General features: G+C 35.9%; 15 protein-coding genes. 1 reads left to right on the top strand and 14 read right to left on the bottom strand.

What is annotated here, in order from left to right; translation table 11 throughout:
- Positions 1–207: 207 nt before the first annotated feature.
- Positions 208–1,491: a group II intron reverse transcriptase/maturase gene (ltrA, locus tag F0Q01_RS10630; RefSeq protein WP_163927229.1), complete on the bottom strand. Its 1,284-nt coding sequence runs from the start codon at positions 1,489–1,491 to the stop codon at positions 208–210.
- Positions 1,492–2,257: 766 nt separating this feature from the next.
- Between ltrA and F0Q01_RS10625 the strand changes: the two genes are divergently transcribed.
- The gene (locus tag F0Q01_RS10625; RefSeq protein WP_090488777.1) at positions 2,258–3,289 is read left to right on the top strand and encodes an acyltransferase family protein; all 1,032 of its coding nucleotides are present in this window, start codon (positions 2,258–2,260) and stop codon (positions 3,287–3,289) included.
- A gap of 67 nt (positions 3,290–3,356) precedes the next feature.
- Here F0Q01_RS10625 and F0Q01_RS10620 read toward each other — a convergent pair whose 3' ends face one another.
- The 13 genes from F0Q01_RS10620 to F0Q01_RS10560 all read right to left on the bottom strand — a co-directional run bounded on the left by F0Q01_RS10620 (position 3,357) and on the right by F0Q01_RS10560 (position 19,366).
- Positions 3,357–5,063 carry a phospho-sugar mutase gene (locus F0Q01_RS10620; protein WP_090488775.1) on the bottom strand — a complete coding sequence of 569 codons (1,707 nt, stop codon included), beginning with the start codon at positions 5,061–5,063 and terminating at the stop codon, positions 3,357–3,359.
- 90 nt (positions 5,064–5,153) lie between these two features.
- Positions 5,154–7,475: a type I phosphomannose isomerase catalytic subunit gene (locus F0Q01_RS10615; RefSeq protein WP_090488774.1), complete on the bottom strand. Its 2,322-nt coding sequence runs from the start codon at positions 7,473–7,475 to the stop codon at positions 5,154–5,156.
- A 34-nt stretch (positions 7,476–7,509) separates the two neighbouring features.
- A complete protein-coding gene (locus F0Q01_RS10610; RefSeq protein ID WP_090488772.1) occupies positions 7,510–8,568 on the bottom strand; it encodes an acyltransferase family protein in 1,059 nt (352 codons plus the stop codon).
- A 32-nt stretch (positions 8,569–8,600) separates the two neighbouring features.
- Positions 8,601–8,954, bottom strand: a complete 354-nt coding sequence (locus tag F0Q01_RS10605) for a multidrug ABC transporter (RefSeq protein WP_090488770.1) — start codon at positions 8,952–8,954, stop codon at positions 8,601–8,603.
- The gene (locus F0Q01_RS10600) at positions 8,947–9,312 is read right to left on the bottom strand and encodes a transporter (protein ID WP_090488768.1); all 366 of its coding nucleotides are present in this window, start codon (positions 9,310–9,312) and stop codon (positions 8,947–8,949) included. The genes F0Q01_RS10605 and F0Q01_RS10600 overlap by 8 nt, the downstream gene beginning before the upstream one ends.
- 12 nt (positions 9,313–9,324) lie before the next feature.
- Positions 9,325–10,476 (bottom strand): ATP-grasp domain-containing protein, encoded by a 1,152-nt coding sequence (locus tag F0Q01_RS10595; RefSeq protein ID WP_177209287.1) that lies wholly within the window; start codon positions 10,474–10,476, stop codon positions 9,325–9,327.
- Positions 10,464–11,459, bottom strand: coding sequence for an NAD-dependent epimerase/dehydratase family protein (locus tag F0Q01_RS10590; RefSeq protein ID WP_090488766.1), 996 nt, complete (start codon positions 11,457–11,459; stop codon positions 10,464–10,466). Before F0Q01_RS10590 ends, F0Q01_RS10595 begins: the two co-directional genes overlap by 13 nt.
- A gap of 14 nt (positions 11,460–11,473) precedes the next feature.
- A complete protein-coding gene (locus tag F0Q01_RS10585; protein WP_177209286.1) occupies positions 11,474–12,397 on the bottom strand; it encodes a glycosyltransferase family 2 protein in 924 nt (307 codons plus the stop codon).
- A gap of 22 nt (positions 12,398–12,419) precedes the next feature.
- Positions 12,420–13,553 carry a dTDP-4-amino-4,6-dideoxygalactose transaminase gene (gene rffA / locus F0Q01_RS10580; RefSeq protein ID WP_090488762.1) on the bottom strand — a complete coding sequence of 378 codons (1,134 nt, stop codon included), beginning with the start codon at positions 13,551–13,553 and terminating at the stop codon, positions 12,420–12,422.
- Between the two features lie 21 nt (positions 13,554–13,574).
- The gene (locus tag F0Q01_RS10575) at positions 13,575–15,206 is read right to left on the bottom strand and encodes a hypothetical protein (RefSeq protein WP_090488760.1); all 1,632 of its coding nucleotides are present in this window, start codon (positions 15,204–15,206) and stop codon (positions 13,575–13,577) included.
- A 17-nt stretch (positions 15,207–15,223) separates the two neighbouring features.
- Positions 15,224–16,468, bottom strand: coding sequence for a nucleotide sugar dehydrogenase (locus F0Q01_RS10570; protein WP_090488758.1), 1,245 nt, complete (start codon positions 16,466–16,468; stop codon positions 15,224–15,226).
- Positions 16,468–18,426, bottom strand: a complete 1,959-nt coding sequence (locus F0Q01_RS10565; RefSeq protein WP_143096657.1) for a DUF6311 domain-containing protein — start codon at positions 18,424–18,426, stop codon at positions 16,468–16,470. Before F0Q01_RS10565 ends, F0Q01_RS10570 begins: the two co-directional genes overlap by 1 nt.
- A 31-nt stretch (positions 18,427–18,457) precedes the next feature.
- Positions 18,458–19,366 carry an NAD-dependent epimerase/dehydratase family protein gene (locus F0Q01_RS10560; RefSeq protein ID WP_090488754.1) on the bottom strand — a complete coding sequence of 303 codons (909 nt, stop codon included), beginning with the start codon at positions 19,364–19,366 and terminating at the stop codon, positions 18,458–18,460.

Below are 19,366 nucleotides of genomic sequence, written 5' to 3'. Positions count from 1 at the left end.
GTTCTTGTCTCCTTTGCCACGGCCCAAGCCGCAACTCTATTATACACTATATCACTGAGTTGTTACACTCACTTATTTGGGGACCATCCCTATCCGCCCGCTCCGCGGCCAGGGCTGCCCGAACTCCAATCGAGTAGGAGGCGGTCTTTGACCGCCGACCTCTCACACCACCGTGCGTACCGTTCGGTACACGGCGGTTCAATCAACTTAACAAGTGACACTCTTTTCATTGTAGTAGTCTAACATTGAGACTAAACCGAATGAGGCAAGTCTTTTGTTATTAATTGCGAGAGAAACCGCAAGACTCTTACATACCTTAGCCACATGATGCCCTGCATATGCTGTACTGTAAGCTAGGCGTCTATTGACACCTAGCTTCATCAGATTCTTGGCTCTTTTACGTGGAGTTTTCCAATGTTTCCAAATGCACATACGAAGCCTGTACCTAATGTTTCTATCAAGTTTCTCGCAAATGTTCCTCATACTTCCTATCTTGAAGTAATTAATCCAACCTTTAATGAGTTGGTTTAATCTCTCCACTTTGTAGCTGTTACTAACGCCCCAACTACGACAGGTGATTGACCTCATCTTACTCTTGAAGCTTTCTACAGATTTTGCATGTGGCATAGCCTTATATTGAAGTGTCTTGTCGTCTAAGAAAAATCCAAACCCGAGATATTTTATCCCTTGCGGTTTGTCGACTTTGCTCTTCGTTACATTGACCTTAAGGCTTAGTTTCTCCTCGATGAAACGTGAGATATTTCCCATGACTCTGTTAGCAGCCATTTCACTACCAACCATGATTATACAGTCGTCCGCATAGCGTACAAAGTTAAGCCCTCGCTTTTCCATCTCCTTATCCAGTTCATTGAGCATGATGTTCGCTAATAACGGCGATAGATTTCCTCCCTGAGGAGTTCCCACCACCGAATCTTCGAACTCATCATCAATCATAATTCCACTGACTAGGAACTTTCTAATAATGGAGATTACATCTCCATCTTTGATAGTCCTACCTATGATGGTCATGAGCTTGTCATGATTCACTGTGTCAAAGAATTTTTCCAAGTCAATGTCTACAATCCAATCATTGCCACTATTCATTATGTCTAGTGCGGTATAGATTGCTTGGTGTGCACTTCTGTTAGGTCTAAATCCATAACTATGGTCATGGAATTGCTCTTCAAAGATTGGTGTAAGCACCTGTGCAATGGCTTGCTGTACAAATCTGTCTGTTACTGTAGGTACTCCTAAGTTTCTGACACTTCCGTTTGGCTTAGGTATCTCCACTCTTAATACTGGCTGAGGTTTGTACTTTCTAGTCCTCAACTGTTCCTTGATGATTTCGCCGTTTAACTCAAGGTGCTCTTTGAGTTCTGTGTACTTCATTCCGTCCACTCCCTCTGCACCCTTGTTACGTACAACTTGCAGATACGCTCTGTTGAGATTATCGCTAGATAGAATCTGCTCCATTAGATTACTTGTGTCCATGTGTTCTTTCCTTTTCGCCTCGCTTGATTTGACCATCTTTATCCCGATTGGTTACGGCAGATGTTGTCATCTCTGCAAAACGAGACATACTCAAACTTATTGATTGTTCACCCCTTCGCTCCATCTCCATTACAGAGACTTCTTCACTACTATGGGTTCTGCTGACTTCTCACGGTTCGTTGTTACTAGGCTAATGAAACCTCCGTGAGACCTCCACGCTTAAGGTACGCACTCTTTCTCTCCATATATCCGCCACATTTACTCTGCTACTACAAAGGTGATAGTAATTAGACTTCGTTGTGTCTGGCCAACTTATCTCTCGTAGCCTAGCCTTATATGTGATTTCTGTACGTCGGACCAGAGATTTGCCTACGGCTTCCTTCAGATTCCACCTCGCGATGGACACCCTTGCCGTTCAGCTATACACTTCCCACTATCTGGGCGTGTTTGGGACTTTCACCCTTTAGAGCGCGCCCATGGCGCGCAAACCAGCCCTCTCGCTGTCGCGAGCAGGGAAGGATTGTAATCGGCTTCGCCGATGTATTTGTGAATCAATCTTACTTTACTTCACAAATAAAAAATGATAGCATGACTTCATACTAAATATGTTCGGATGCCTAAAGCATCAAAAGCAATTCATTATTGCAATTATAGGGTTGCTTTTGATGCTTTACGTAAGTATTTATTAGTCTTTCTGTGGAATAAAAATCCTTAAACAGGTTTATAAATATTTGTAGTATTATACATGGATTATTAGGGGGAGTATATGGACGAAAAATATGATTCAGATAGAAAACTTTTTCTTGATATAGCCAAAGGAATAGGAATAATAATGGTGGTATGGGCTCATGCTTTTGGCCCATTTACCAATTATATTTCATCTTTCCATATGCCATTTTTCTTTTTTATTTCTGGAATGCTTTATAAAGGAAATAAAACAGTACGCGAATATTTTTTAGTAAAAATTAAAAGTTTACTGCTACCTTTTTGGATTTATAATCTGCTGTTTTATCCTGTTTTCTTTATATTATTTTATTGGAAAAAATGGGAATACAAAGTTTGTTTAAAAGAAATCTTAGAGATTGTCACTACCGTTGGCAAAGTTCCTTTTTTAGGAGCAACTTGGTTTTTACCAGCATTGTTCTGGGTGAGTGTTCTGGTTCATTGCTTATATCGCACTTTTTCAAAACATAAAATAAGTGATTTTCTTTTACTTCCAATAAGTGTGATTGTTGTGGTACTCGGATTTCAGATAACATTTCCATATAGGATTAGTAGGACTTTGATTTGCTCAGGCTTTTATGTCATGGGGTTCATATATAACAAGTATTTAATGTGCAATGTCAATAAAGTTGTTGGCGGAATTATGACAATGGTGATGTTGCCAATATCAGCCTTTTGGTCAGAACATTTCCCTGGCAGCATAGCAGATAATACCTATGATAATAAGATATCATTTATGATCGGAGCGATATTTGCAACTTTCAGTTTCATATATTTGTCATCTGTGAGCTCAATGATTAAGAAAAACAAAATTGTTGATGCAATATGTTATTTAGGTAAGAATTCAATACATATTGTAATATGGCAGTTTTTAGCTTTTAGATTTACGATAGTTTTACAAATAATCTTTGCTGATGCGCCTTTATCATCACTAACCGCGTTCCCTGTATATGATACATCCGGAATATGGTTTGTGATATACCTATTTATGGGAATTGTAGTTAGTTTGGTTATTGGAAAAATAATGGATAAATTCTTTCTAAATAAGCTTAAAAAGAAAATAACCTGTAAATAATTGGTTAAAACGTAGTATTAGCAAAAGCTGCCGTGGCATCAGCCACGGCAGCTCCAATCATCTCACTTTATTTTCCCATTATCTCTTCTAAATCAGCAAGCACTTTCTTCTCCACTTCACTAGCAGCTTCCATGCTTGAATCTGAAATTGAAATATAGAACTTAACCTTTGGTTCTGTACCTGAAGGGCGAACAACAACTGAACAGTTATCCTCCAACAAGAACTTCAATACATCTGACTTTGGCAAACCATCTACACCTGGTAGGTAATCGATAAGTTTCTCTACTTTCTTACCACCAAATGAAGTAATGTCGCCACGGAATGTAGCCATGATTCCCTTCATCTTCTCAGCGCCGGCTGCGCCGTCAAACTCATAAGAATGAAGTGTATTGAGTCTGTAGCCATACTTCTTATAAAGCTCCTCTAGTTTCTCGATAAGTCCGATCCCCTGAGTAGCATAGTATGCAAACATCTCGCAAATCATGAACGCACCATCAACGGCATCTTTATCACGTACATATCCGCCTGTTAAATATCCGTATGACTCTTCCATACCAAAGATATAGTTATCTTCTTCACCACGAGACTCCATTAAACCAATCTGCTCACCGATAAATTTGAATCCTGTGAGGCAATCGATAGTGCGAACACCATAGTTGTCTGCAACCTGAGTCGCCATATCAGATGTAACAATAGTCTTTACCATTACTGGTGCTGCTGGCATTGTTCCTGTAGCAATGCGACGGCTGCAAATATAATCTAATAAAAGAATACCTGTCTCATTGCCTGAAAGAAGTGCATACTCACCGGCAGCTCCGCGGATACCTGCCACATCCTTTACAGCAATACCAACTCTATCGCAGTCAGGATCTGTTGCAAGAAGTAAATCTGCGTTGCACTTTTTAGCATATTCCATGCCAAGTGCCATTGCTTCTTTGATTTCTGGGTTTGGATATGGACATGTAGGGAAATTGCCATCTGGCTTCTCCTGTTCAGCTACTACAGTAATATTTGTATATCCCATCTCCTTGAGTGTGCGTGTAACTGGCACAAGTCCGGTACCATTAAGCGGAGAATATACGATAGCAACATCTTTATTTACATTAACATCACCAGCCTTAAGCATTGACTGATTCTTTACTTCTTCGATAAACGCAGTAAGTACCTCTTCACCAATATACTTAATATTCCCTGATGCTACACCATCATCAAATGAGCCATGCTTAACATCAGCAAAGATATCAAGCTTCTCGATTTCAGCAAGAATCTCTGCAGCTGCTTCTGTTGTAATCTGGCAACCATCATCTCCGTATACCTTGTATCCGTTATATTTTGATGGGTTGTGTGATGCAGTAATCATAACTCCAGCTGATGTATGCAAGTATCTAGTTGCAAAAGAAAGTGTCGGAACTGGTAAAAGTTCTGGCCAAAAATGCACAGCAATACCATTTGCTGCAAACACTCCAGCTGTTACCTTTGCAAATACATCAGACTTAATACGGCTATCATAGCCAATTGAAACACTAGCCTGCTTGCCATACTTCTTAATAAGATAATCAGCAAGCCCCTGAGTAGCCTTAGAAACAGTGTAAATATTCATTCTATTAGTACCTGCGCCAATAGTACCACGAAGTCCACCTGTACCAAATGCAAGATTTCTGTAGAACGAATCCTCAATATCCTGTCCTGACATTGCCTGAAGTTCAGGTAATAAATCTTTATCCTCTAAATCAAAATTAATCCATCTTTCATATTCTTTTTTATAATCTAACATACATATACCTCTTCTAAAAAACTGGACTACGATTAATATTCGTTAACCATAGCCCATTATATACTATTATTTTGTTTTTTGAAACTTTGGTTAGATGTTTGTAACTATAACTTCGCACTCACCATCGATATGCACTCTCTTGCGACCTGCACTTACAAAGAAACTATCCCCTGGCTTTGCCTGACATTCTTCATCACCACAACGAATCACACAGTTTCCTTCTAGCACAACAAACGCCTTGAATGAAGAATCATCTACCTGAATAATCTCATGGTCTGAAATCTTATAATCTGTAACCTGGAAATATTTACAGCGGCTAAGTACACGCTCTGTCGAGCCCTCTGCAGTAGTTACAGCATCACTAAATCCAGTTAACTCTGGCATATACGGATCCACATTAACTACATCAAGTGCCTTGTCAATGTGAAGCTCACGCAGATTGCCATTCTTATCACGGCGACCATAATCATACATTCTATATGTACAGTTTGAATTCTGTTGAATCTCACATATAAGTATGCCTGCACCAATCGCATGAATTGTCCCTGCAGGAACAAATACTACATCGCCTGGCTTAACCTCAATCTTGTTTAGTACCTCTGTCAGAGTAACATTTTCAATCCTCTCACGGATTTCTTCCTTGCTGCACTCCTTAGAAAGACCGCAGTAGAGATAAGAACCTGGAGCAGCATCCATAACATACCACATCTCATTCTTACCAAATTCATTCTCAACTGGGAATGCGTAGTCGTCGTTTGGATGAATCTGAACAGATAAAGCATTTCTTGCATCAATAAACTTTATTAATACAGGGAATCTATCAAATGTCTTGCTCTTCCATCCACAAACTCTCTCTCCATATGTTCTGATGAAGTGGTCAAATGATGTACCATCTAGCTCGCCGCCAACAATCTTACAAGGACCATCTGGATGCGCTGATAATTCCCATGACTCAGCAGTTATCTCATAAGTAGAGTCCTTGCCATATTTCTCTACAAGAGTGTTTCCACCCCAGAGGTAATCCTTATATGCTGGATGAAGTCGATATAATGAAGGGAGCTCGATCTCCTTATCAAAAGACTTCTGGCCTTGGACCATATCGTTTTCATCAATAATTTTTCCGGTATCTACCTCGATAACAATAATAGTCTCATCTGTATTATTTTGAAGTCTGTGTTCCACACCAGCTTCGATATTAATTATCTCTCCACTATCCACTTCAACTGTTTTATCTGGAAGTATAACAGTAAGTACGCCTGTTATTACAGTATAATTTTCATTTCGCTTTTCATGGATATGACTAGAAAGCTGCATACCTGGGTAGATAGATATCTTTCTTACTCTATATCCTTCTGCCTCTTGAATAAGCTCTCGTGTACCCCATGGACGATAAATTACAGGGGTGCGAACAAAATAATCTTTCTCATCACCTTCTGTATCAATAATTCCTTTTATCTCATCAGCCTTATCCTTATCTGAAATATAAAGAGCATCTGGAGTATTAACAACCAATAAATTATCCAGCTCATTTACTACAATCAACTGATTCTCAGATTTATTAATTACAGATACATCGTCGCATTTATTGAAAATAGTATTGAGTGAGCCATCACCATACAAATCTTCATATGCCTTAAAATCGCTTACTCTATTCCAATCACAATAGATTTTTACAGCTGCAAGTCTATCACTTTTTTCAAGAACTGTTCTTTCAAAACTTACTCTAGAATCATCTTTGCTTTCCAACAAAATGCTGCCATGTTTTGTTGTCTTAGAATTATCAACTGCCTCTGAAACAACCACCAGTATCTTTCCACAGTATTTTTCTAATTCTTCCTTCAGAATCTTATTTGAACACATAAGCATTCCACAATTCCAAAGCGTATTCTCTTGCCAGAAAATCTTATCAGCTAAATCTGATGTTGGTTTTTCTAAAAATCTGATTACTTTATCACCTTCAGTTTGAATATATCCATACTCAGTGGAAGCACTAGTAGCTGTAGTGCCAAATAGGCAGAGCTGTCCCTGCTTAATATATTCCTTAGCCTTATATATAGCATCAGAATAACCATCTTGACCCATTACAGTATCAGCTGGAACCACCAACACTTCTTCCTTTGCAGAAAAAACAGCTGTCGCCACAGCAATTGCTCCTGCAGTTCCATTTCCAACTGTCTCAAGAATAATTCTGTAGGAAATTCCCTGAAACTGCTGCAATTGGCCCTTTACTATATTTTCATATTTCTTGTTTGTAACAATTACAAATTCATCACAATATGGAATATTTCTTGTAATTGTCTCCTGAAAAAGCGAAAGTTCTCCCTCACTCTTTATAAACTGTTTTGGAAAATCTTTTCTTGAAAGTGGCCAGAGTCTATCACCTGCACCACCTGCTAAAACTAAACACTTCATTTTTTATACCTACAAAATTACCAACTAACTATTACTATCCTATCTTCATAAGTCTATTTCTAAGGCTCATTACATAACCATTATAATTAATTGCTGTCTTCATTGATTCAATTAATATGGAAATACCCAAGCATATAACAACTCTTATTATGTAATGCCCAATATTCACGATAACGCCTGCATCATTTAATAACATGCTAATAAAAATATGCATAAGCCATATATTAGCACTATTCTCTCCTATATAGGATAAAGCTCTTCCAAATACTCCTGCTTCATTTATAACCACCTTTGCAAACAGGATTATAGCACATGCTACAAGCCCATCTGCAGGCAATGCCACAAAAGCTCTTATAAATACTGATAAAGCTAATAAACATAACACTAGTAATTTCTTATTATCGAAAAAACTTGAAACTTTAACGATAGTGTTATTATATGCAAAATATATTCCTAAGGCAAAAGCATACACATAGAACAACCACCAATCGGTATGCATATTGTAATCTTGTTTAATCAAATAATACACCCAGGGAATATACAATACTAACACCGAAAAAATTTTGAGCTTTTTCACAAGAATGTAAATTATTGGAAATAAGAAATACAGTAAAACAATTGCTGAAAGATACCATCCACCTAAAAGCGAAGGGCCATCTGACACTGCTCCAATTCCAAAAACATCTAGCCAAAAATATAAAGATGCTTTTTCTTCAATTCCATATACTGATATAACCGATCCATAATAAAAATATACACATATGAATGCAAATAGTAACACACACCAATACATAGACAATAATTGAATATAGTGCTCTAGAGAAAACAAGAACCCTCGCCCTATCTTTTTTATTATATTATTACTAGAAGAGATATTTCTCTTTTCCCAACTACATGTAAGACCATATCCGCTTAAAATTGTCAAAAGGGCAACACAAACCTTTCCAGTTGTAGCAAATAAAAGTGTTAAATCAGAAAACCCTTCCAACTTCAATGGAATTCCCGGATTATTAGAATTCAAATGATGGAATACCATGGCTAAAATGGCTATTCCTTTTACAATATTTGTATCTTTCTTTGAAAATATATTCATAATCTGCGCCCTTTATATCGTATTTACATTAATTATCCCGCAAAGGAATATACCACAATTCCAGCAACAATTAATACTAATGCTATCAGTTTCTGTGCATTTATTTTTTCTTTAAATATGGTTACACCCCAAATAGTAACATAGATATAACTAGTTGCCTCAAGTACAGGTCCCATCGAGATAGGGATTCCTCTATATGCTAAGATTGATAAAAATGTCGTTCCAACAAAAATAACGTAAGCAAAAAATACCAATGGATTTAAGTATTCTTTTATCTTACTATCGTATTTTTTCAGTGCAGCCTTTTTAAGCATTACTTGAGATATAGAACTTGCGAACACTCCTGCTAATAAAAATAGGGAATAATAAATCTCTTTCTTATTCATCCGATGAGTCCTCCCTATCCGCATATACGTATGTAATAACACCAGCAATAACTAATACAACGCCTACAATCTTCCCAATTGTAATCTTTTCATGGAAGAATAAAAGGCCCCATATTAGTCCCCAAACTACAGTAATTGCTTTATTAGCAAATGCTGTAGTGAGTGGAAGTCTCTTTATTATCTGCTGCCATCCAACTGCATACAATCCAAGTAATAATATTATCAAACCATAATAAACACAGAATTCTAAACTTAAGAACTCTACTCCAGCTGCCTTCTTGCTACATATTCCACTCATTGAATAAACCATAAGCATTAGATGTAACACAAAAAGCGTTTTGATTTTTGACTTTATCATCTATATCTCCAATTATTCAACGCCCATTTCAGGCATATATTTTTCAATAGTTTTGATATCATCAGCTGCAAACATAAAGTATCCAAACCGCGAGCCGCTGTCTACAACCTTTTCATCAGTGATATCATGAACATCTTCCTCGATTAATATTTCAGGGTTGCAACGCTTAATCTCATCGAGACACTTCAAATCATTCTTCGTAAATACGAATCTGATACCAGCACAAGACTCTTTACTCTTGCAACTTTTTGGTTCATTTCCTAATGCCACATCAATTACTGCATCTATGAAATCATATCCAGTTGAAAGCTGAACAAGGGCTGCACCGATATTGTCTCCACCCATTCTAGCTCCGATTTCGATGATTTTGATATCACCGTTTGGGGCAATCTTTATCTCCGAATGAGATGCACCATACTGCACACCGAGACTATCCAAGGCATGTGAGACTACTGCCTGCACCTTAGCTAATAAATCCCTTGATACAGGAGCAGGTTCAATATGTCCAGTTTCAATAAAATCTGGGGCTCCTGTAGTATATTTCTTAGTCAACGCTAAAAATGTGTGTTGTCCCTTCCACGAAATATACTCAACACTATACTCCTGGCCAACCGCAAATTCTTCTACTAGAGCGCATTTTTCAAATCCCTGTTCAATCGCTCTTTTTATAGCCTCTTCTAGACCGTCGACTGTTTCTAATTTTGTAATACCACGGCTACCTGAACGATCAACTGGTTTTACAATTATAGGATATTCCAATGCAATACCATCCAAATCATTTACAGAAATAACTTGAATGCTCTTTGGTGATGGGTCACCATTTTTTTCAAAACACTGACGCATCAAGTGCTTATTGGTCGACACATTAACTGCTTCCATAGGATTTCCAATTAATCCTAATCCATTTGCAACATACCCAACCGTCACAGCTGCCAAATCAGAAGCAATAGTGCAAATACCATCTACACCAATCTCTCTACATTTTTCAAGAATCTCATCTTTCTCTGTGATGCTAATGGGATAAAAATAATCTGCGCTTTTCTCTCCAACATCACCTGCTGCCCATGCAAATACATGAGTTTCAATCCCACGACTTTTTGCTTTTTGAATTAAAGGCTCCTGTAAATATGAAGCCCCAATAATTGCTAGTTTTATCTTTTCCACAGCTCATCAAACCTCTTCTCTTGCTGCTCTTTTTTATAATCTTCTAAATATTTGATATATGTATATTCTGGTTCGTATCCTAAATCTGCTTTAGCATTAGAAATATCCATTACGAAGCTAGTAAACCCAGCTCCATCTGGCTTTTCAATTATCTCAGATTTATGTCCATCACTGGAAAATACATCTACCATGCCTTGAATTTGCTCACGCAATGTGGTCTTAATTCCAGTTCCTGCATTGTATGTACCACCATCTACAGCAGCAAACAAAGCCTTATACATCATCTGACACAAATCCTTGATATATAAAATATCTTTAAAAGCATCAGGATTGCCCCACATTTCAATAGGCTCACCAGCTATTGCTCTATCTATCATATATCGATATGCTATAGGCTTTTTTATGCAATCTACGTAGTAGTATTTCTCTGGATGATACAAATAAACATTAGGTAACCTAAAAACAAAATTCTTTAGACCGTATTCCTGCTTATAATGCTCCATCGTCTCTACTATCATAGTCTTTGTGATAGCATAAAAAGCATGATCTCCAGTATAAATAAGCTTACGTGGCATATCCGGAGACAACACTTCTTCCTTTCCCCAATAACCACCAAGCTCAGACCAAGTCTGAGTATATAGCGCTCTATCAGCGCCATTTTTTCTTGCATACTCTAAAATTCTAAGTCCGCCATTTATATTAGTCTCAACATAAGCAAAAGGGTCATATTCCTTTAAATATGCTGGCAATAATCCAGCAGTATTAATAACCGCATAGACATCATCTGTAGGTAGATTCTTAAAATCCTCATCCTTAGTGATATCCACCTGGCAGTATCTTATTCCATGCTTATTAAAGAAATCCGTCTTTCTCCTGCCTACGGCCACAACTTCATACTTTGACTTATCAATATGACTATTACAATAATCTACTAAATAGGCGCCAATATTTCCTGTGGCGCCAAAAATTACAATCTTTTTCATAGACTGCTCCTATTTTATTTGTCTGAATTTAATATTTGCCTTATAACATACAAAGGTCTATTTTTTGTCTCTATAAAAATATTGCCTACGTAGATTCCAACCACACCAATAACAGAAATAATCAAGCCTCCCATTAATACTGTGGTTGCGATCAGACTAGTCCATCCAATTGCTACATCTGCTACAAAATGATATATAATTAAACCTATAATAGCCAAAAAAGAAATAAAACTGAGACCAAAGCCCAATCTAATAAATAGTCTGAGAATCTTATCCGATTGTGAGGTAAGCAATTCTATTGCCATGTTCAAGCGTTTTTTTAAGCTATAACCAGACTTACCAGCAAATCGTTCATTATGCTCTACATCAATTACTGCCTGCCTAAATCCAAGCCAACGCAGATACATAACATATGCTCTGTGCTGCTCGCGCATCTGGCAATATTTTTCTATCACTTCTTTTTTTACAATACTGAAGTTACAAATAGCTCCATCATATTCGCCATCTACTGCGTATCGATATACTTTATAAAATTGATTAGCTAAAAAGATTTTTATTGGATTATCTTGTCTATGTGCTCTTCTTGCAAATACAACATCGTATCCTTCCTGAGCTTTTTCATATAATCTAATAATCTCCTCTGGCCTATCCTGTAAGTCGCAATCCATAACAACAATCCAATCACCGCTTGCATTGTCTAAACCAGCTAAGATAGCCTTCATCTGACCAAAGTTTCTAGATAATTCAATTCCCTTAACATGTTTGTCCTTAGAACAAAGTTCCTCTATTACTTCCCAAGAGTTCTGTGGGCAATTATCATTAACCATTATAATCTCGTAGTCATCTGTTATTTTTGAAACAGAAGTCACTAATCGAGAATGTAGCTCTCCAATAGCTTCTCGACACCCATACATGGGAATTACAACTGATATCTTCACTTTTATACTCCTAACTATTGCCTTAAGAATAAAATGCTTTTACTCTATCACAAATAAACTCTACCTGCTCCTCTGTGATACCATAGAACATTGGCAGACGTACCAATCTCTCACTCTCCTTGGTTGTATATATATCCTCACCATGGAAACGTCCATACTTGCGTCCAGCAGGTGCCGAATGCAATGGAATATAATGGAACACACATCCTATACCGGCTTCTTTCATGTATGAAATAAATCTAGTACGTTCTTCTATATCTTTTGCTTTAATGTAGAACATATGCGCATTATGAACACAACCCTCTGGTACTACTGGCAAATCAATCTTTCCAGAATCTGCAAGTGGTGATAGCAATTCATAATACTTATTCCATGCTGCCATACGATTATCATATATCTTATCTGCCACCTGAAGCTGAGCATATAGATATGCAGCATTCAATTCACTTGGTAAATAGCTAGAACCAGCATCTACCCATGTATATTTATCTATCTGACCTCTAAAGAATTTGGCACGGTTAGTTCCTTTTTCTCTAATAATCTCTGCACGCTCTGCCATATCTGGGCTTTTAATGAGAATAGCTCCGCCCTCTCCCATGGAATAATTTTTAGTCTCATGGAAACTGTAGCAGCCATAATCACCAATAGTACCAAGTGCTCGTCCCTTATATGTGCTCATGATACCCTGGGCGGCATCCTCAATTACAGCGAGATTATGTCTACGTGCTATATCCATAATTGTATCCATCTCACAAGATACTCCTGCATAATGAACTGGAACTATAGCCTTAGTCTTTTTGGTAATAGCTGCCTCTATTTTGTTCTCATCGATATTCATTGTGTCTGGACGAATGTCAACGAATACAACTTTTGCTCCTCTAAGAACAAATGCATCAGCTGTAGAAACAAAAGTGTACGATGGCATAATAACTTCATCACCTGGCTGTATGTCAGCAAGAAGTGCTGCCATCTCGGTTGCATGTGTGCAAGATGTTGTCAGTAATGCCTTTGGCGTACCTGTCTTCTCCTCTATCCAAGCATTACACTTTTTTGTATATTCACCATCGCCGCATATTTTATGCTTTGCAATAGCATCTGCTACATATTCTATTTCAGTTCCCACACATGGTGGAACATTAAAAGATATGGGTTCCATTTTTTTACCTCCTATGGTTTTCTACTGTTTATTAGTAGAAAAGCCCTTCATATTTTGAACTATATCATAATCAAAAACTAGTATATAGTATTCTCCATTATCAAGCTCCTGAGATGGAGCACCAAATGTGTTAACGATATTAAACCCTAATGAGTCATGTTCTTCTGTAGTAAGTAACAAAAATGTCTTTTCGTATTCTGGTGTAAAAGCAGAATTATCCACTAACCAATAAAAAGGTGTCAGCCCATCTGACTCAATAATTATAGCACCAAAATCAACTTCTAAATCTGCATAAACCTCGTTATTATATGCATTCCAATATGAAGCATATCCCTTTTTTAAATCATTTTCCTCTAGAATATTTGCCAATTCTTTTTTCTGCAACAGAGTATCTTTCCATCCGAAAGTTCCGGAAGTAATTAATCCACCCTCAATTATCACACAAAAGATAAAGCTATAGGCAAGTACTCTTCCTGCTACGTCTTCTCTAAGCCAATAAGCATAGATATATCTAGCTGAAATCACAATAAACAATACGACTGTTGTGAGCAAATATCTTACAACCGCAGCCTGCCCAAAGAATACACAAGTCATAAATAAAACAGCATTGTGCGCCATCGCAAAAACATAAAAGTACTGTACGCTCTTAGACTCATTATTCAATCGCTTCAGTTGTAAATATGGCACAACAATACATACTAGTGTACATAAAACGATGCTTATGAGATTACTAATTCCTTCTAGTGAAAACAAAGAAGCACCGCCAAAGTATCCAAAGCAAGAATAAAGATTGAGGACTGACGATTGAATATTTTGCCAAATTTCCCAAACAGAACTAACAAAAACAGTGCTACTTGTATCTGTAATATTCATGTTATGCCAAGAGCATAACCAACTATATAATATTGAACCTATTACTGTAGGCACTACTAATAATACCGCCGGCTTAATCATTGATTTATAAAATGATTTAAATGTAAACTCTGCCTTTTCAGCAATAAACTCAACGTAAATGTAAGCAAGTAATAAAGGCAATATCAACTCAGCAGCATATCTGATAGGCGATGCCATAACCAATGCAGTAAGCAATAAAAACTGAACTATTCCTAGTTTGGCCCGCCCGTTAATTACTACATAAAATAAACTTGGAACAAGAGTTAGCCATAATACAAGGGATATATATCCTGCCTCATAAATAAGCATACTCCTCTGACCAGTTATCATCAGAAATATAATTGGAACAATCAATGACCAAGAATTATCCTTAAATAATTTCTTAGAAGCATATACTATTCCTAATACTGCAACTATGACAAATTGTGCCGATGCCAACATTCTAACCAAACTCTGGCTCTTAATAAAAATAGAAGGAATTGCACAGAATAATTGTAATGATAAAAACCAAACATCACCATTGGCGTAATTAAAAGACGCAGGAAATAAATTATGATTTTTAACTATACTTTCCCATAACAGTATCGGTGTTGCTACATCTGAATGAATAAATGTCTGGCCATAGGTTAATATGGAATATATAACAAGTAATAAAGATTCCACACATACCGCAATAAATAATGTGCCGATAGATTTCTTTTTAATTATAAGCACCATCTCAATGATAGATGCGAGTATTAGTACAATTATTCCAAACATAAAACTATCTATATCCTTTAATCTCTTCTAAACAAGTCTCTAGTATACACCTTATCCGCAACATCGTCCAAACAAGAGTCATATCTATTAGCAATAATACACTGACATTTTTCTTTAAACACGTCTAAATCATTTACCACTCTACTTCCAAAGAATGTACTATTATTCTCTAAAGTTGGCTCATAAATGATTACAGTTGCTCCTTTTGCCTTAATTCGCTTCATTACACCCTGAATAGAGCTTTGTCTAAAATTATCAGAGTTGCTTTTCATAGTAAGTCGATATACACCAACTACGCACTCTTTTTCAACATTTGGTGGAAAATCGCCACGATTATAGTCACCATAAAATCCTGCTATGTTAAGCACTCTTTCTGCAACATAATCTTTACGTGTTCTATTACTTTCAACTATTGCAGAAATCATATTCTGTGGCACATCTGCATAGTTAGCCAATAATTGCTTTGTATCCTTTGGTAGGCAATAACCGCCGTATCCAAATGATGGATTGTTATAGTGTGAACCAATTCTTGGATCTAGACCTACACCCTCAATTATTTTTTGAGAATTTAATCCCTTTAATTCAGCATAAGTATCCAACTCATTAAAATATGATACTCTAAGGGCTAAATATGTATTAGCAAAAAGCTTTACCGCCTCTGCTTCAGTGAATCCCATAAAAAGAGTCTCTACATCTTCTTTAATCGCTCCCTCTTTAAGTAAATCTGCAAACTCATGGGCCGCCTTTACTAATCTTTCATCATTTTTGTCTGTAGACACTATAATTCTAGATGGGTAAAGATTGTCATATAAAGCCTTTGACTCTCTAAGAAACTCTGGGCTAAAAATGATATTCCTTGTATTATATTTTTTACGAACTGACTCTGTATATCCTACCGGTATAGTACTTTTGATAACCATTATCGCATTTGGATTAACAGAAAGTACAAGCTCTATTACCTGCTCGACAGCAGATGTATCAAAATGATTCATCTTACTATCGTAATTGGTAGGTGCTGCAATAATCACAAATTCTGCATCCTTGTATGCTGAGGCCCCATCAAGTGTAGCAGTTAAATCCAATTCTTTTTCTGCTAGATACTTCTCAATATACTCATCTTGAATAGGAGATTTTCTATTATTAATCAACTCAACTTTTTCTTGTATTACATCTACAGCAGTCACGTGATTATTCTGCGCTAATAATACAGCTAGTGATAATCCTACATATCCTGTTCCTGCTACAGCTATACTTTTTTCCATTATTCCTCTACTCCCTCTTCTTCTTTTTCAATAGGCGTCAATGTAATATTATCCACCACTACAAATTTAAACGAATTGTTTCTAATCATTATCTCAAAACTATCCGCAGGCTCATCTACATTCACATTTAAAACTAACATCTTATTTGTTTTTTCAACCACTTCGTATTCATAATTATGCTTGCCCTGCTCAGAGTATACCTGTACATCTATATTATCAGTAAGGTTATATCCCTTTATAGCTGCCATGTAAGTGTAATCATTCACACTACAATATGGTCCAAAAGTATATCCCCCTTGTAGTATGTACTCTTTGCCAAACAATGTGTAGCCACTTTCCACGTATATTTCATCTGATTCAAAAACTCGTGTACACAGCTGACTTGCAGTTATTGATTCACTCTCTGCATTCTCCAATTCATTCTTACAGCCAATTACATATCCATCAGCTAGATAATAATGAAGATTATCATAGTTCATATAATCAATACTTTTATCTTCGGCGTTAAAAATAAATATAGTATTTTTATCAGGTTCATCTAATAATTCACTATACATATTAAAATGATTATCACTAGAATATGCACCCTTAGATATTACCATTTCGTTATCAAGCGCCCATCGAACCAAATCGTCATTTGAAGCATTGTACATGAATACTAGCTCGTGTAATTCACCATCATCTGCTATACTCTTCCAAAACTCGGTATCTTCTAACACAATATCATATACATTAACTGCATACTCTTTACTATGTGCTGCTGAATACACAGAATTTATATTATCAAGTTGCATTAAAAGAACTATGGCAAAAATCAGTGCTATTTTCTTTTTATCATACAGTTTTAAAACATAAACTATCGCATATGCTATAGGAATAACAATCACAAATGCTGCAACCACTATAGTTTCTAACAAAGTGTTATAAAAACTCAATGCATCTGGGGTACGAACAATATTTCTACTAATTGATGGTTTTAACACCAATATTGTACCAACAAGCGCTATAATAACTAGAATCGAAACTATATATCTCCATCGATTCTTCAGAATATTTACTATCTTTTTCCCTTCGAATAATGTGTAGCCTATATATAGTAAAAGTAATAATTCTCCTAATCCTATATAGACCCTATAGGCATCTTCACTCTTTGCATAATAACTCAACAATGGCATTTTAAATGTAATACCATTACCAAGCTCATCAGTTCCACCAAAAATAATTAATAATATATAACTAATAACTAATGATATACCAAAAGCTTTTATTGCAATTACTTCAGATTTATTCAGTCCTTCCCAAACAGCGCATCCAAACAAAAAACATAAAAACATAATTGAATAGAATGGAGAAATCAATCCTGCCAATACAGAAATAATACCAGTATAGCAATATACTTGCTTTAAGCTATAGACTTTTTTTACATAATCAAAAAATAGAATAGCCATCAAAGTAAGCATCCACTGAGCAGACATAGCTGTTCCGATATACATCCTGCCCATAATAGACATAAAGACCAAGTAAATAATGCTAGAGGCAAGTATCTTGTTGTTATCCTCACAGAGTTTTGAAAACAGTTTTACCGAAAATACCCCCTGTAAAAGAAAACATATCAATCCCCATATTCCAAAGTATTGGAAACTCACAGGTAATATAGGAGATAATATCTTAAAAATTAGCTCAAGAAACAATACATTATCTCTTGTAATGTATGATGAATAGTCTGGATAAGATATGGTATTACTTCCCATAATAGGAAAAGTAAAATCACTATGTCTAAATGCATCCCATTTCAAATAATGATTATACAAATCAGGATTCTTTAATAACCACTCTATATTTAATGGATTGAGACAAGTCACTCCAAACAATGATACAAATAAAAGGATTGAAGCAAGCGCCACAATCCCGTATGTTATTATTTTATTATTTACATTTTTTTCTTTAATATTCATCATAATTCTTAACTGATATCTTATTTTTTACTGACTACTTTCGATCAGATTCATCAAATAACAATTGAATTCCTTTTTTTAGACTTATTTGAGGCTTCCACCCTAGTTGCCTTAAAGAAGCATTGTCTGCTTTAGAACTAAGTAATTCATTTTCATTCATTTCCCTCGCTCCAAAAACAAATTCTGTTGTAGCATTGCTTATCTGCTTCATTAACAAACAAAAATCTCGCAAGGAAGTCTCTATACCTGTTCCAACCTCAAAATTTAAAACCGCGCTTGTTTTAAACTTCGAAAGATTATCAATCACTATAATATAAGCATCCACAACATCATCAATATATATCCAGTCTCTAGTTTGAACTCCCGCTGTTAACTCTAATTTTTGCATGTTATTCTTTAAGGAATTTGTCAAAAATTGTACAAATTTTGTATCATCATCATTTTTTCCATAAATATGCTGCAATTTCATATTTATCAATGAAATATCATATGCCTCTATATTTTCACTAACTATGTTTTTAAAGAAAAACTTTGTTTTAACATAATTATTCAAATACACTTTTGAATTAGATATCCATCCATTCTTTAATTCATCTTCAAAAAAAGTATCTGTATTTATAAAAAATTTCACTTTATTCTTTATAGCCAATTCAAAAAGATATAACGGAAATTCTATGTTTGATTTGATAACACTTATCATTGAAGTATTATCTCTACCATAATCCGTGGCACAATGGAGAATAACATCGATTTCATGCTCTTCAAACGCTTTTGTTATATCGTCCTCATTATTTTGTATCCAAGTTATCCTTTCATAAACATCGTGTAGTCTACTAAAAGATGAACTATTTCTATAAATACAAATTAAATCAAATCCGCGTTCAACAAGCGCTTTTGCAAGATTACTACCTAGAAATCCTGTTGCTCCTGTCATTAATATCAT

The sequence above is a fragment of the Pseudobutyrivibrio xylanivorans genome, assembly GCF_010906925.1.
GTDB lineage: Bacteria > Bacillota > Clostridia > Lachnospirales > Lachnospiraceae > Pseudobutyrivibrio.
The sequence above is the reverse complement of the archived record's forward strand: the minus strand, read 5'-3'. Positions and strand labels throughout refer to the sequence as shown.